The 14,656-nt window shown below is 73.6% G+C and carries 13 protein-coding genes; 4 read left to right on the top strand and 9 right to left on the bottom strand.

Annotated elements, in window-relative coordinates:
• Positions 1-44: 44 nt before the first annotated feature.
• The 5 genes from GGQ55_RS01985 to GGQ55_RS02005 form a co-directional block, all read right to left on the bottom strand.
• Entirely contained in the window at positions 45-1,421 is a 1,377-nt protein-coding gene (locus GGQ55_RS01985) for an ABC transporter substrate-binding protein (protein ID WP_179714881.1), read from the bottom strand.
• 237 nt (positions 1,422-1,658) lie between these two features.
• Positions 1,659-3,149 carry a CoA-acylating methylmalonate-semialdehyde dehydrogenase gene (locus GGQ55_RS01990; protein ID WP_179714882.1) on the bottom strand — a complete coding sequence of 497 codons (1,491 nt, stop codon included), beginning with the start codon at positions 3,147-3,149 and terminating at the stop codon, positions 1,659-1,661.
• A 56-nt stretch (positions 3,150-3,205) separates the two neighbouring features.
• A complete protein-coding gene (locus GGQ55_RS01995) occupies positions 3,206-3,913 on the bottom strand; it encodes a GntR family transcriptional regulator (RefSeq protein ID WP_179714883.1) in 708 nt (235 codons plus the stop codon).
• 165 nt (positions 3,914-4,078) lie between these two features.
• Complete coding sequence (locus GGQ55_RS02000; protein WP_179714884.1) at positions 4,079-4,906, bottom strand: phosphoenolpyruvate hydrolase family protein; 828 nt, start codon at positions 4,904-4,906, stop codon at positions 4,079-4,081.
• Positions 4,903-6,120, bottom strand: a complete 1,218-nt coding sequence (locus GGQ55_RS02005; protein WP_179714885.1) for a Tm-1-like ATP-binding domain-containing protein — start codon at positions 6,118-6,120, stop codon at positions 4,903-4,905. Before GGQ55_RS02005 ends, GGQ55_RS02000 begins: the two co-directional genes overlap by 4 nt.
• Positions 6,121-6,211: 91 nt before the next feature.
• On the opposite strand from GGQ55_RS02005, the gene GGQ55_RS02010 reads away from it, so the two are divergent.
• The 4 genes from GGQ55_RS02010 to GGQ55_RS02025 are packed head-to-tail and all read left to right on the top strand — an operon-like array spanning position 6,212 to position 9,727.
• Positions 6,212-7,237 (top strand): branched-chain amino acid ABC transporter permease, encoded by a 1,026-nt coding sequence (locus GGQ55_RS02010; protein WP_218859129.1) that lies wholly within the window; start codon positions 6,212-6,214, stop codon positions 7,235-7,237.
• Positions 7,234-8,262, top strand: a complete 1,029-nt coding sequence (locus tag GGQ55_RS02015; protein WP_179714886.1) for a branched-chain amino acid ABC transporter permease — start codon at positions 7,234-7,236, stop codon at positions 8,260-8,262. Before GGQ55_RS02010 ends, GGQ55_RS02015 begins: the two co-directional genes overlap by 4 nt.
• Complete coding sequence (locus GGQ55_RS02020; protein ID WP_179714887.1) at positions 8,263-9,009, top strand: ABC transporter ATP-binding protein; 747 nt, start codon at positions 8,263-8,265, stop codon at positions 9,007-9,009.
• A complete protein-coding gene (locus GGQ55_RS02025) occupies positions 9,002-9,727 on the top strand; it encodes an ABC transporter ATP-binding protein (protein ID WP_179714888.1) in 726 nt (241 codons plus the stop codon). Before GGQ55_RS02020 ends, GGQ55_RS02025 begins: the two co-directional genes overlap by 8 nt.
• 49 nt (positions 9,728-9,776) lie before the next feature.
• Here the strand turns inward: GGQ55_RS02025 and GGQ55_RS28165 are convergent, their stop codons facing one another.
• From GGQ55_RS28165 to GGQ55_RS02045, 4 genes are all read right to left on the bottom strand, one after another.
• Positions 9,777-11,399, bottom strand: a complete 1,623-nt coding sequence (locus tag GGQ55_RS28165) for a PucR family transcriptional regulator (RefSeq protein WP_179714889.1) — start codon at positions 11,397-11,399, stop codon at positions 9,777-9,779.
• Positions 11,400-11,472: 73 nt separating this feature from the next.
• Positions 11,473-12,579: an o-succinylbenzoate synthase gene (menC, locus tag GGQ55_RS02035; RefSeq protein ID WP_179714890.1), complete on the bottom strand. Its 1,107-nt coding sequence runs from the start codon at positions 12,577-12,579 to the stop codon at positions 11,473-11,475.
• Positions 12,576-13,496: a GNAT family N-acetyltransferase gene (locus GGQ55_RS02040; RefSeq protein ID WP_218859130.1), complete on the bottom strand. Its 921-nt coding sequence runs from the start codon at positions 13,494-13,496 to the stop codon at positions 12,576-12,578. The genes menC and GGQ55_RS02040 overlap by 4 nt, the downstream gene beginning before the upstream one ends.
• Positions 13,493-14,656 (bottom strand): M20 family metallopeptidase, encoded by a 1,164-nt coding sequence (locus GGQ55_RS02045; protein WP_366488550.1) that lies wholly within the window; start codon positions 14,654-14,656, stop codon positions 13,493-13,495. Before GGQ55_RS02045 ends, GGQ55_RS02040 begins: the two co-directional genes overlap by 4 nt.

Genomic DNA, 14,656 nt, shown 5'->3' on the forward strand with positions numbered 1-14,656 from the left:
GTGCGCGGGTGCGCACCGCGCCGACAGCTCCGGTGTTCAGAAGGTCAGCCGTTGGACCACGGCGGCGGGTTGCCCGTCGCCTTGGCCGGCTCGTCACGGCTCGGGTCCGGCGAGTCGGCGCTGAAGAGGCCGCCGAAGGTCTGGTCGACCTGGTCGATGGTCTCCACGACCTTGAAGCCGAGCTGGCCGCCGTCCTTGACGATCTGCACGACGTAGGCCGGCTGCACCGAGTTGCGGTTCGCGTCGAGGCTGACCTGCCCGTTCGGGAAGGTCGGCTTCAGCCCGGTCAGCGCCTGCTGGAAGGCCGCCGACTTGTCCGACAGGTCGCCCTTGACCTGGTCGAGGCCCTGCAGGATGGCCTCCATGCCGTCGTAGTACAGGACGGTGAAGAGGCTGTCACCGGGGACGTCGGGGAACTCCTTGGTGAACCCGTCGACGTAGCCCTTCCACTCGGCGTCGGTGCCGCCCAGCGGCACCGGGGAGCCGCCGACCAGGCCCTCGAGCTGGTCGCCCACGGTGAAGGACGTCGGGTCCATGACGGACGAGCCGCCGAGCAGGAACTTGCCCGGGTCCTTGCCGATCTGGATGAACGCCTTCTCCGCCGCCACGGTGTTGGTGCCACCGGTGAGCAGCAGGACGCCGTCGACGTCGCGCGGCAGCTGCGCCACCGGCGAGGACCAGTCGGTCTGGGTCAGCGGGACCCAGCTGCGCGCGGTCACCTCGCCGCCCAGCGAGGTGAACTCGCTGACGAAGCCGGCGGCCTGGGTGTACGGGTAGGAGTAGTCCTCGCCGAGGATGGCGACCTTCTTCCAGCCCAGCGTCTTGTACGCGTAGGTGCCGAGGCCGGCCATCCACTGCGCACCGTCGCCGCCGAAGCGGAAGAAGTTCGGCGCCTGCACCGACAGGGTCGTCGACTGCGCGCCCGAGGTGCCGTTGACGAAGGTGACGTCGGGGTGGCTCTTGGCGTAGTTGGCCACCGCGACGCCCTCGTCGCCGGACAGCGGGCCGAGCAGGATCTGCACGCCGACGTTCTCCACCAGGCGGCGGGCCTCGGCGACGGCCTTGTCGGGGGTGGCGTCGGAGCAGCCGTAGCTGACCGCGATCGGCTTGCCGGCGATCGTCGCGCCGGTCACCTGGTCCTGCGGCTTCTGGCCGTCGGCCTTGCCACCGGCGTCCTTGATCAGCGCGTACTTCGCGCCGGACAGCGACTCGGCCTCGAACGTGGCGAACGGACCACCGCAGGTGGTCAGCACACCGATCTTGATCGCTCCCTCGGGAGCGTCCGCCGGCGCGGCCGCGGTCTCCGACGACGAGGACGACGAACCGCCACCACCACCGCAGGCCGTGAGCGCGAGCACGGCGGCGCCGACGACGGCGACGACCTTGCCCGACCCGGCCAGCCGGTTCCTGGAGTTCCTCATTGACTCTCCTGCTCCTGGCTGAGGGGCGACCTGAGCCGCTCCCGTTCCGCTCAACCGATAATCGATTGACGATCAACGCGGATGATAGGGATCACATTTTCGAGACGTCAAGGGCGCGCGAGGGGCCGTTGCCGGATCGTCGCCGAACCGCGACAAACCGGCGCCTGACCTGGGGTTTTGCGCGCAGGCCGAAGCCGGCGACGCCCCGAGCGGGGCGCCACCGGCGGGTCGCGCGGCCTAGCGCGCGGTCGGCATGTCGAAGGACGCGTCCCGCTCCAGCTCGGGCCAGCGCTGGGTGACCACCTTCGCCCGCGTGTAGAACCGCACGCCGTCGGGGCCGTGCACGTGGTGCTCGCCGAACAGTGAGTTCTTCCAGCCGCCGAAGGAGTGGTAGGCCATCGGCACCGGCACCGGCACGTTGACGCCGATCATCCCGACCGTGACGCCGCGGACGAACTTCCGGGCCGCGCCACCGTGCGAGGTGAACACCGCGGTGCCGTTGCCGTAGGGGTTGGCGTTGATGAGGTCGATGGCGTCATCCACGGAGTCGGCGCGCAGCACCGAGAGCACCGGGCCGAAGATCTCCTCCGTGTAGACCTCCATGTCCGGGGAGACCTGGTCGACCAGGGTCGGGCCGACGAAGAAGCCGTTCTCGTGGCCGGGGACGACCAGGTCGCGGCCGTCGACGACGACCTTGGCGCCGCTCTCCTCCCCCGAGGTGATCAGCGAGACGATCCGGTCGCGCGAGGCCGCGGTGACGATCGGGCCCATGTCGCTGCCGGGGTCCCGGCCGGGGCCGACCCGCACGGCGCGGCTCTTCCGGTCGAGGACGTCGATGAGCTCGTCACCGGCCGAGCCGACGGCGATGGTCGCCGAGATGGCCATGCACCGCTCCCCCGCCGAGCCGTAGGCCGCGGCGGCGAGGTGGTCCGAGGCGAAGTCGAGGTCGGCGTCGGGCAGCACGATCGCGTGGTTCTTCGCGCCGCCGAGGGCCTGCACCCGCTTGCCGGCGCGGGTGCCGCGCTCGTGCACGTACTGCGCGATCGGGGTGGAGCCGACGAAGGACACCGCGGCGACGTCCGGGTGGTCGAGCAGGGCGTCGACGGCGACCTTGTCGCCGTGCACCACGTTGAAGACGCCGGCCGGCAGCCCGGCCTCGGCCCACATCTCGGCGAGCAGCAGCGAGGCGGAGGGGTCGCGCTCGCTCGGCTTGAGCACGAAGGTGTTCCCGCAGGCGATGGCCACCGGGAACATCCACATCGGGACCATCGCCGGGAAGTTGAACGGCGTGATGCCGGCGACGACGCCGAGCGGCTGGCGGAAGCTGTAGCTGTCGACGCCGGTGGAGACCTGGTCGGAGAACTCACCCTTGAGCAGCTGCGGGATCCCGCAGGCGAACTCGACGACCTCGAGCCCGCGCTGCACCTCGCCGGCGGCGTCGGAGAGCACCTTGCCGTGCTCGTCGGTGATGACGGCGGCGATCTCGGCCTGCCGGCGGTTCACGATCTCGCGGAACGCGAAGAGGATCCGGGTCCGCCTGGACAGCGACGACTCCGACCACTCCTCGAACGCGGCCTTGGCGGCGGCCACGGCACGGTCGACGTCGCCCTGCTCGGCCAGCAGGAGCTCGGCCTGCTGCTCGCCCGTGGCCGGGTTGAACACCGGGCTCGTGCGGGACGAGGAGCCCCTGGTCTCGGCACCGTCGATCCAGTGCTGGATGGTCCTCACGCTGTGGTTCTCCTGGTCGTCGGCGGAATCGTCGTCGGGGGTGGTGCGGACGTCGGCTAGGACGTCGCGCGGGCTCTGGGTGCGCCGGCCTGGTCCTGCTGCTCGGCGACGTCGGGAAGGGAGCCGGCCAGCCGCTCCCGCACCTCGTCGAAGTGGCTCTCGATGGCGGCGACGACGGCCTCGGTGTCCCGGGCGCGGATCGCGTCGAGCATCGGGTCGTGCAGCGCGGCGGTCCACTGCGGGTCGGAGCCGGGGCCGACCAGCGTGATGTAGGTGCGCGACATCGGCTCCAGCGACCGCCACACCCGCAGCAGGGTGCTGTTGCCGGAGAGCTGGATCAGCTTCTCGTGCAGGCTCGCGTCGACGATCGCCAGCGCCCGGCCGTCGCCGGCGTCCGCGGCCCGGCGCATGTCCTCGCCGATCGCGAGGAGCGCCGCGACGTCGTCGTCGGTGAGGCGGGCCATGGCCAGGCGGGCGCCGAGCACCTCGATCGCCGAGCGGACGACGTAGGCCTCGAGCAACTCGGCGCTGTCCAGCCGGCGCACCCGAGCGCCGCGGAACGGGGTGATCTCGACGATGCCCAGGGCCTCGAGGCCGCGCAGGGCCTCGCGCACCGGCGCCTGGCTGGTGCCGAGCTCCTTGGCGACCGCCGTCTCGACGATGCGGGAGTCGGGCGGGTAGGAGCCGTCGAGGATCGACTCGAGCAGCCGCTCCTTGACCTGGTCGGCGAGCACGCTGCGGGTGAGGGCGTCGGGGCCGGACATGGCCACCTCCTACGTCGGGCTGATCGAGGAAGGCGCGGGCGGTTTCGCGCCGGGGTCATGATCCCGGCTCGCCCCGGGGATGGAACGGCACCGGAGTGCGACACCACCCGACCGAGCACTTCTTCGATAATCGATGAGAAAGCTACGACCGGGACGACGGAGTCGTCAAGAACCCGCCCGGACGGCCTTGAACCGGCGCATGTTCTCGGTCAGCGCGATCTCCGTCGGCAGCCGCTCCATGCTCGAGGCGCCGAAGAAGCCGTTCACGCCCGTGGTGCGCGAGAGCACGTACTGGGCGTCGTCGGGTTCGGCGATCGGCCCGCCGTGGCAGAGCACGATCACGTCGGGGTTGATCGCGACCGCCGCGTCGCGCATCTCCTGGATCAGCGTCACGCAGTCGTCGAGGGTCTTCGACGTCTGCGCGCCGATGCTGCCCTTGGTGGTCAGCCCCATGTGCGGGACCAGGACGTCGGCGCCCGCCCGGGTCATCGCCTCGGCCGACTCGCCGTCGAACACGTAGGGGGTGGTGAGCAGCCCGCGCTCGTGCGCCAGGCCGATCATCTCCACCTCCTGCGCGTAGCTCATCCCGGTCTCCTCGAGGTTGGCCCGGAAGACGCCGTCGATGAGCCCGACGGTCGGGAAGTTCTGCACGCCGGCGAACCCGGCGTCCTCGATCTGGCGCAGGAAGCGGTCCATCAGCCGGAAGGGGTCGGTGCCGCAGACCCCGGCCAGCACCGGCGTCTCGCGGACGACGGGCAGCACCTCGGCGGCCATCTCCAGCACGATCGCGTTGGCGTCGCCGTAGGGCATGAGCCCGGCGAGCGAGCCGCGGCCGGCCATCCGGTAGCGGCCGGAGTTGTAGATGATGATCAGGTCCGCGCCGCCGGCCTCCGCGCACTTGGCCGACAGGCCCGTGCCCGCCCCGGCGCCGACGATCGCGCCGCCGTCCGCCAGCGTCTTCCGCAACCGCTGCCGCGCCTCGTCGCCGTTCACTGGTGGTCCTTTCCGCTGAGGAATTCGTCCAGCCGTGCCGCCGTCGCGACGGCGAAGGCCTCGTCGTTGATGTGCGCGTCGACCTCGTGCACCTCGACCGACGGCGCGAGCGTCGCGCGCAGCCCGGCCAGGAGGGCGGCGTCGGCCTCGGGGTCGGAGAACGGGCCACCGTCGCCGGCGATCGCCGAGATGCCGCGCAGCGGCACGAACAGCGCGACCGGCCCGGTGGCCGCCGACAGCTTCGCACCCAGGCGGCGGCCCAGTTCCACGCACTCGTCGGGAGTGGTCCGCATGAGCGTGACGCTCGGGTTGTGCACGTAGAGGTTCCGGCCGGCGAACTCCGGCGGCACGGAGTCCCGGGGGCCGAAGTTGACCATGTCCAGCGCGCCGAGCGAGACGACCTGCGGCACGCCGCGCCGGCCGGCGGCCTCCAGCCGGTGCGGTCCGGCCGACAGCACGCCGCCGACCAGGTCGTCGGCGAGCTCCGTCGTCGTCAGGTCGAGGACGCCGTCGACCAGCCCGGCCTCGACCAGGCTCTCCATGGTCCGGCCACCGGTGCCGGTGGCGTGGAAGACGAGCACCTCGTAGCCGCGCCGCTCCAGCTCGGCCCGCGCCGCGGTGACCGCCGGGGTGGTGACGCCGAACATCGTCGCCGCGACCACCGGCCGGGCCTCCCCCAGGTCGACCGGCGTCATGGTGACCATGCCCGCCATCGCGGCCGCGGCCCGGGCCAGCACGCCGGCCGAGATCGAGTTGAGCCCGGAGACGTCGGTGACGGCGGGCATGAGCGCGACGTCGCTGACGTCGACGTACCCGCTGGTGTCGCCCGCCGCCATGGTCGAGACCACGAGCTTGGGGACGCCGATGGGCAGCACGCGCATCGCCGCGGTGGCGATCGCGGTGCCGCCCGAGCCACCCGCGGCCAGCACGCCCTGGCAGCGGCCCTCGTCGAACAGCCGCCGGACGACGACGGGCGCGGCCTGGCACATCGCCGCGACGGCGGCGCCGCGGTCGGTCAGCGCGGCCAGGTCGACCCCGCCGGCCGCGGCCACCTCCTCGCGCGACACGTCCGGCTCGGTGCGGGGCGGACCCTGCGTGCCGACGTCGACGAGCAGGGTCTCGACGCCCGATGCGGCCAGGCGGTCCCGCAGGAACGCGTACTCCTCGCCCTTGGTGTCGAGCGTGCCGACCAGGACGACGGTCCGGGTACCCATGGCGCTCCTTGACGTGTCCTGGGTCATATGGTCGTATCCCTAATCGATTATCGGTTCCCCCGCAAGGGCGCGAAGGGCTCGGGTGCGTTGGATGGCTTCACAGACTGCAGCGGCCCGCCGCTCCGTCCCCCGTCTCCGGGTGCCGGTGGCGCCGGCGGTCGCCGTCCTCATCGGGGCGGCGGGCCTGCTCGGCGTGCTGTGGCAGGCCTTCGAGAAGGGCTTCGGCAGTGAGGGCAACGTCCCGACGTTCATCCTCATCACGCTCAACGGGCTGACCCTCGCCGGGCTGTACTTCATCAGCGCGAGCGGGCTGACCCTCATCTTCGGCCTGCTGCGGGTGACCAACCTCGCCCACGGCGCGCTGTTCCTGCTCGGCGGCTACCTCGCGCTGACCCTGGTGCAGGACGCCGGGGTCAACTGGTGGCTCGCCGCCCTCGTCGCGATGGTGGGCGCCGGCGTCGTCGGGCTGGTCATGCACCAGCTGTTCCTGCGCTGGAACCAGGGCCAGGACCTGCGCCAGGCGCTGATCACCATCGCGGTCTCGCTGATCCTGGCCGACCAGATGCAGGCGTGGTTCGGCGCGACCCCGACCGCGATCGCGCCGCCGGAGTTCCTCGCCCAGCCGCTGCCGCTCGGCGTCTACGACCTCGCCTACCCGACGTTCCGGCTCACGATGCTGGCCGCGGCGCTGGTCGTCGGGCTGGTGTTCTGGCTGGTCTACAAGCGCACGCGGGTCGGCATGGTGGTCCGCGCCGGGGTCGACGACACCCAGATGACCTCGGCGCTCGGCGTGAACGTGCAGAAGGTGTTCGCGATCGCGTTCTTCGTCGGCTCGGCGCTGGCCGGCCTCGGCGGCGTCTTCGCCGGGACCTCGCTGTCGCTGGCGCCCGGGCAGGACCAGTCGTTCCTGGTCAGCGCGCTCGTCGTCGTCATCGTCGGCGGCATGGGCAGCCTGGGCGGCGCCGCGCTGGGCGCCCTGCTGCTCGGCCTGGTCGACCAGTACTCCAGCGCCTACCTGCCGCCCGAGTACTCCAACCTCTCCGCCCTGCTCACCTTCGTGCTGCTCGCCGTGATCCTCGCGGTGCGGCCGACCGGCCTGTTCGGGAAGATCCGATGACCCGCGCCTGGACCTACGGCACCCGCGGCGCGCTCGCGGTCGTGCTGCTCGTCGTCGCCCTGGTCCCCCTCCTGTTCACCACGTTCTTCACCAGCCAGGTCGGGCTGACCTCGCTGTGGCTGGGCATCGTGGCGGTCAGCCTCACCTTCCTGTCCGGGCAGGGCGGCATGGTCTCGCTGGCCCAGACGGCGCTGTTCGGCGTCGCCGGGATGATCGCCGCGAAGCTGTCGGTCGACGCCGGCTGGAACCCGTGGGCCGCGGCGCTGGTCGGCATCCTCACCGCCACCGTCGTCGGCCTGGTCTTCGGCGCGCTGGCCAGCGGCAGCCAGGGCATCTACTTCCTGATCATCACGCTGGCGTTCGCCCAGGTGACCTACTTCTACTTCGCCGCGGTGCCGACGTTCGGCGCGCACGAGGGCATCAACGGGGTCCGCCCGCCGGAGATCCTCGGCGACCCGGTGTCCGACCCCACGCGGATGTACTACTTCCTGCTCGCCGTGTCGGTGCTGGTGTACGCCGGGCTGCGGTACGTCTCGCGGACGGCGTTCGGGCTGGCCCTGGCCGGCGTGCGCGACGACCCGGTGCGGATGGCCGCGCTCGGCTACAACGTCCGGCTGCACCGCACCCTCGGGTTCACGCTGGCCGCACCGGTCGCCGGGGCCGCGGGTGTGCTCTCGGCGTGGTCCAACACGCGCATCTCCGCGGGCTCGATCTCGCTGGCGATCGCGATCCTCGTGCTCACCGCCGCGGTCATCGGCGGGCTCAACCGGCTCGAGGGCGCCTGGGTCGGCGCGCTGCTCTACACGCTGTGCGACACCTACCTGCGCGGCTTCACCGACCGGTTCACCACGTGGCTCGGCGTCGTCTTCCTCGTCATCGTGCTGGTCTCCCCCGGCGGCGTCGTCGGCGTCCTGAGCTGGGTCGGCGGGTGGGTGCGCCGGCACCTGCCCGGCTCGCCGGCGCCCGCGATCCCGGCTGCCGCCCCCGCTCCCCCGGTGCCCGTCTCGTCGAACGGAGCGATCTAGATGGACCCCGTCCTGACCGTCCGCGGCCTGACCCGGCGCTTCGGCGGCGTGGTCGCGGTGAGCGACGTGGACCTCGACATCGCGCCCGGCGAGCGGCGCGCGGTGCTCGGCCCCAACGGGGCCGGCAAGTCCACGCTGTTCAACCTCATCGCCGGGGCCGACCACCCGACCTCGGGCAGCATCGAGGTCTTCGGCCGCGACGTCACCCACCTCGGCGCGCGCCGGCGCACCCGGATGGGGCTGTCGCGGACGTTCCAGACCTCGCGGCTGCTCACCGGGCTGACCGTGGCCGACAACCTCTACCTCGCCGCGATCGGGGTGGACGGCGGCCGGTTCCGGCTGGTGCGCACCGGCCGCGACGCCGCGGCCCGGGAGCGCGCCCGGACGACGGCGGCCAGCGTCGGGATGACCGACCGGCTGGACACCCTGGCCGGCGACCTCTCGCACGGCGAGCAGCGGCAGCTGGAGATCGGCCTCGCGCTGATCGCCGAGCCGCGGCTGCTGCTGCTCGACGAGCCGGCGGCGGGCTTGTCCCGCGCGGAGCGGCAGCTGCTCACCCAGCTGCTGCTCTCGCTCGACCGCGACGTGACGCTGCTGCTGATCGAACACGACATGGACGTGGCCCTGACCGTGGCCGAGCGGGTGACGATGATGCACGACGGCGTCGTGATCGTCGACGGCACGCCGGCCGAGATCCGGGCCGACCAGCGCGTCCACGACCTCTACCTGGGACGGGCACATGTCTGAGCAGGTGCTGGAGATCTCCGGCCTGGACGCCTACTACGGCAGCGCGCACGTGCTGCACGGCCTCTCCGCCTCGATCGGGCAGCGCACGACCGGGATCGTCGGCCGCAACGGCATGGGCAAGTCGACGCTGTGCAAGGCGATCATGGGCATCACCCCGCCCCGAGCCCGCGGCTCGATCCGGCTGGACGGCGAGGAGATCCTCGGCAAGCCGTCGTACGACATCTGCCGCCGCGGCATCGCCTACGTGCCGCAGGGCCGGCGGATCTTCTCCTCGCTGAGCACCGACGAGCACCTGCGCATGCTCAGCCGCAAGCTCGCCACCCGCGGGCAGTGGACGATCGACGCCGTCTACGACCTCTACCCCCGGCTGGCCGAGCGGCGCAAGGTCGGGGCGGCGGCGCTCTCCGGCGGCGAGCAGCAGATGCTGGCGATCGGCCGGGCGCTGCTGACCAACCCGAAGCTGCTGGTCATGGACGAGCCGTCGGAGGGCCTCGCCCCGGCGATCGTCGAACAGCTCACCGAGACCTGCCGGACGCTGGTCGCCGAGGGGCTGACGCTGCTGATCGTCGAGCAGAACCTCGGCATGGCCACCGCGGTCGCCGACCGGCTGCTGGTCATGGTGCACGGCGAGGTCGCCCTGGAGACGTCCTCGTCCGCGCTGCTCGCCGACGAGGACGCCCAGCGCCGCTACCTCGGCGTCGAACCCACCGCCGCCTGACCCGGTTTCGCGTGCTTAACCGCGCGCGGTCAAGCACGCGAAACCACAGCTAGAGCAGGCGGAGCTGGACCTGGGCGGCGAAGCGGGCCTCCGGGTCGTCGAGGTCCAGGCCGCCGACCTCGGCCAGCCGCCGCAGCCGGTAGCGGAACGTGTTGGGGTGCACGAACAGCCCCGCCGCGGCGGCGTTCACGTCGCCGAAGGCGTCGAGCCAGGCGCGCAGGGTCTCCACCAGCCGGCTGCCGTGCGCCGCGTCGTACTCCAGCAGCCGCGCGACCGGCCCGGCCGGGGTGTCCCCGCGGACGGCGACCAGGTCCCGCAGCTCCAGCATCAGCGCCTCGACGTAGACCTCCGGCAGCCGCGCCACCCGCGCCGCCGACCGCCGCTCGCGCAGCACGCGCAGCGCCCGGTCGGCCGCGAGCCGGGCCGCGGCCACCCCGCCGACGTCCCGGCTGACCGGGCCGATGCCGATGGAGGCCGGCACCCGGTCGCCCACCCGGTCGAGGAAGTCCGCCGCGATCCGGGCCGCCCGGTCCTCGCCGTCGTCCCCCGACACCGGCACCAGTCCGTAGGCGGCGTGCCCGACCAGCGCCGCCGCCGAGCGCGGGTGGACGGCGGACAGGTGCAGCGCGAACGCGTCGGCGAGCCGCTGCCGGACGCTGACCGCCGCGGCGTCGGTCGCCTCCTCCCCCGCCGGGGCGTCGGCGACGGCGAGCGCGAGCACCACGACCGGCTGGTCGGCCAGCGCCAGCCGGGTGAGCGCCTCGCGCGCGCCGGCTCCTCCTTCGAGCGCCGTGCTCACCAGGTCCGCGCGCACCCGGCGCTGCACGTCGGAGCCGGCCCGCACGCGCATGAGGTGCAGCGCGACGAGCTTGGCGCTCTCGCACAGGGCGTCGGCCCGCTCGGCCGACAGCGGTTCGTGCAGCACCGCCCAGATGCTGCCCAGCACCTCGTCGCCGGCCCGGACGGCGATGGCCGCGCGCGGCAGCGTCCTCCCGGACCCGTCGGCCGCCGGCACCGGGTCGACGATCACCGGCCGGTCGCTGCGGTAGAGCTCCCGGAAGACCCCGCGCTCGGTGAGGATCCGCGAGTACCGCTCGGGCACCTGCAGCCCGAGCACGGTCTCCTCCCGCCCCCGGTCGGTCTCGTCCTGGCGGCCGGAGAAGGCGAGCACGCGGTTGCTGCGGTCCTCGATGGTGATCGGCGCGTCCAGCAGCGCCGCGACGGCGTTGGCCAGCGCGAACAGGTCGCCGGACGGCAGCCCGCCCAGCGACTCGCTCTCCCCGGCGACGACGTCGCCCTCGGCGAGCACGGCGCGCAGCATCGCGGCCAGCTGCGACCAGGTCGCGCCGCGGGTCAGGCCGAGCAGCGCCACCCCGGCGTCGTCCGCGGCGGCGAGCACCTCGGTCGTCGCGACGACCGGCGCGCGCACCACCAGCCCGACGGCCCCGCGCCGGCCGAGCTGCCCCAGCAGCGCCACCGTCTGCGCCGGTTCGCCGATCCCCACGCCCAGCACCAGCGCGTGCGGCGGGAGCGCGGGCTCGTCGAGCGGGTCGTGGATCGCGATGCCGCCGATCTCGGGCGCCGCGTCGGGATCGCCGTGCAGCAGCTCCAGGAGCGTGGCCCCCAGGTCGTCGAGCACGCGCCGGAGGCCGGTGTGCCGTGGCCCGCTCACCGCGCCCTCCGTCCGACCGACCAGGAGCGTCAGCGTAGTTCGCTCCCGCCGCGCGGACAGTCGCCCGACAGGGTCACAGCGGCAGCCACTCGCTCCACGTCGTCACCGCGGCCAGCTCGTCGTCCCGGGGCGTGACGCCGATCCCGGGCCCGGTCGGCACCGCCAGGTGCCCCTCGTCGAGGACGAACGGCTCGGTGACGTCCGTGCGGTAGTAGCGGTCCGACGCCGAGGTGTCGCCGGGCAGCACGAAGCCGGGCAGCGCGGCGAGGGCGACGTTGGCCGCCCGGCCGATCCCGGTCTCGAGCATGCCCCCGCACCACACCGGCACCCCGTGGGCGACGCAGAGGTCGTGGATGCGCCGGGCCTCCAGGTAGCCGCCGACCCGCCCGGGCTTGATGTTGACCACGCTGCACGCGCCGAGGGTGATCGCCGCCGCCGCGCCGCGGGCCGAGGTGATCGACTCGTCCAGGCACACCGGCGTGCGGATCTGCTTCGCGAGCGCGGCGTGCCCCAGGACGTCGTCCTCGGGCAGCGGCTGCTCGATCAGCAGCAGGTCGAAGGGGTCGAGCCGGGCCAGGTGGCGGGCGTCGGCGAGCGTGTAGGCGGTGTTCGCGTCGACCTGCAGCAGCACGTCGTCGCCGAACCGCTCGCGCACGGCGCGCACCGGCTCGACGTCCCACCCGGGCTCGATCTTCAGCTTGATCCGGACGTAGCCCGCGTCGAGGTAGCCGCCGACCGCGTCGAGCAGCTCGGGGACCGACGCCATGATCCCGACCGAGACGCCGCAGGGCACCCGGTCGCGGACGGCGCCCAGCTCGCGGGCCAGCGGCCGGCCCTCCGCGCGCAGCTCGGCGTCGAGCACGGCCAGCTCCAGGGCCGCCTTGGCCATGCGGTGCCCGTGGAAGCCCGAGAGCAGAGGCGCGACGTCGGTCGCGGCGAACGACCCGGCCGCGGCCAGCCGCGGGACGAGGAACCGCCGCAGGACGTCGACCGCGCCGTCCACGTACTCCTCGGAGTACAGGGGGTCGGCCATGGCGACGCACTCCCCCCAGCCCTCGGCACCGTCGGTGACCACCCGCAGCAGCAGCACGTCGCGGCGCGTCTGCGTGCCGAACGACGTCCGGAACGGCGCCACCAGCGGCAGCGCGACCCGCCGCAGCTCGACCCCGGTCAGGTTCACGCGATCCCCTCCTGACGCTGCACCACGAACCAGCCCGATCGATCGAACCCGGTGATCGACGCCCCGCTCGCGAGCAGCGGGACCAGCGCCTCGCGCACCGCGACCCGCCACTCCTTGGCCAGGCCCGGGTCGGCCGTCCGCAGCCCCTCGATGTCCGGGGGGACGGCGACCAGCGACACCGCGCCGTCGAGCGAGCCGGGCTGCGGCGTCCCCAGCGGGGTGGCACCGAGCGCGACCACCGCGCCGGCGGCCAGCTCGGCCGCGGCGTCCACCCGGGGCACGCGACCCCGGCAGGCCTCGGCGACCGACGCGCTCCGGAGATCCCAGTGCACGAGCAGGCGGTCGCTGTCGTCGTCGCCGTTGATGCCGTCGTGCATCCCGCCGTAGAAGTTCGGCAGGTACTCCACCGGCGCGGCGGCCAGCTTGCCGAGGTTGAACCAGGCGTTGCGGCGGACCAGCGGGTCGAAGGTCCAGCCGATGAGCGGCACGTCGCGGTGCAGCGCCCAGGCCCGCTGGTGGACCTTGACGGCGAAGCCGACCGAACGGCCGCGCACCTGCGAGGAGACGCCGGCGATGTGGCTGTGCAGAGTCCCCTGGGCCGGGGCGGAGAAGAAGCCGGCGCACGCGCCGACCAGGGTGCCGCCGTCGAACGCGCCGACGACGTAGTTGCCGGCCTTGGCCAGCGCGCGCAGCAGCTCGGTGGTCATGGGCGGGTGCGCGTCGCGGCCCCAGATGCCCTCGAACAGGCGGGACACCGCCTCGAGGTCGGGCAGCTCGGTCAGCTCGCGGATCGTCACACCCGCAGCGAGAGCGGCCGCCCGGGCCGCGGCCTCCGCCGCGTCGACGTCGTCCCGGAGCCGGGTCGGGTTCCGGTCGGTCACGGATCCCATCGTCGGCAGCGCGTCGTCGGAGGTCATGGTCGTCCCCTCCCGAAGTCGGGGGCGCAGTTCGTACCCGCGGACGGACCCGCCTCGGCGAGGAGGTCGGCGACGAGCGCGGCCACCAGCGCCGCCCGGCCGGGGAGCCTGTCGACCAGCACGTGCTCGTCGTCGGCGTGCGCGCCACCGCCGACCGCGCCGAGGCCGTCGAGGGTCGGGACGCCGACGCCCGCGGTGAGGTTGCCGTCGGACCCCCCGCCGACCGCGGTGCCCTCCAGCGGGGGCAGCCCTAGGTCCCGGGCGAGGGCGGCGGCGCGGTCGAAGAGCGCGGCGGAGGCGTCGGGTGCCAGGGGCGGGCGGTTCGGCCCACCGGTCACCGTCACCTGCGCGCCGGGCAGCACCGGGCGCAGTGCCCGCATCGCGGCGTCCACCCGGTCCTGCTCGGCCTCGTCGGGCACGCGGACGTCGACGGCCACGGTCGCGCGGGCCGGCACGGTGTTGCTCGCCGTCCCCGCCGCGGACAGCGTCGGCGTCACCGTCGTCCCGCGGGCGGGGTCCCCGAGCTGGGCGATCGCGAGCACCTGGTGGGCCAGCTCGACGCCGGCGTTGACGCCGCGCTCGGGCTCGAGACCGGCGTGCGCCGCCCGCCCGGTGACCGCCACCTCGTACAGCGAGACCCCCTTGCGGGCGGTCTTCAGCGCCCCGCCGGCGGCGGAGGCCTCGAGCACGAGCGCGGCGGCGCAGCCGAGCGCCTCCTTCTCGATGAGCTCCCGGGAGCTGGGCGAGCCGAGCTCCTCGTCCCCGGTGACCAGCACCGTGACGCCCTCGCGGTCGGGCAGCGCGGCGAGGGCGGTGAAGGCGAGCACCAGGCCGGCCTTCATGTCGAAGCAGCCGGGGCCGCGGACCACGCCGTCGGCCAGCGACCAGACCGGCTCGAACGAGCCCAGCGGCCAGACGGTGTCGTGGTGGCCGAGGACGAGCACCCGGGCCGGTCCGGTGCCGAGCCGCCAGCGCAGGTGGGTGCGCCCGTCCAGGACGATCCGCTCGGGTTCGGCGCCGAGGGAGACGGTGCCGATCCGGGCGACGACGTCGGCGCTGCCCGCGACCGCCGCGAGGTCGCGGGACGGCGACTCGCAGCGGACCAGCTCCTCGAGGTCGGCGAGCATCTGCGGCAGGGCAGCGGTCATGCGCTCGAGCAC

The sequence above is a fragment of the Petropleomorpha daqingensis genome, assembly GCF_013408985.1.
In the GTDB taxonomy this organism is placed as follows: domain Bacteria; phylum Actinomycetota; class Actinomycetes; order Mycobacteriales; family Geodermatophilaceae; genus Petropleomorpha; species Petropleomorpha daqingensis.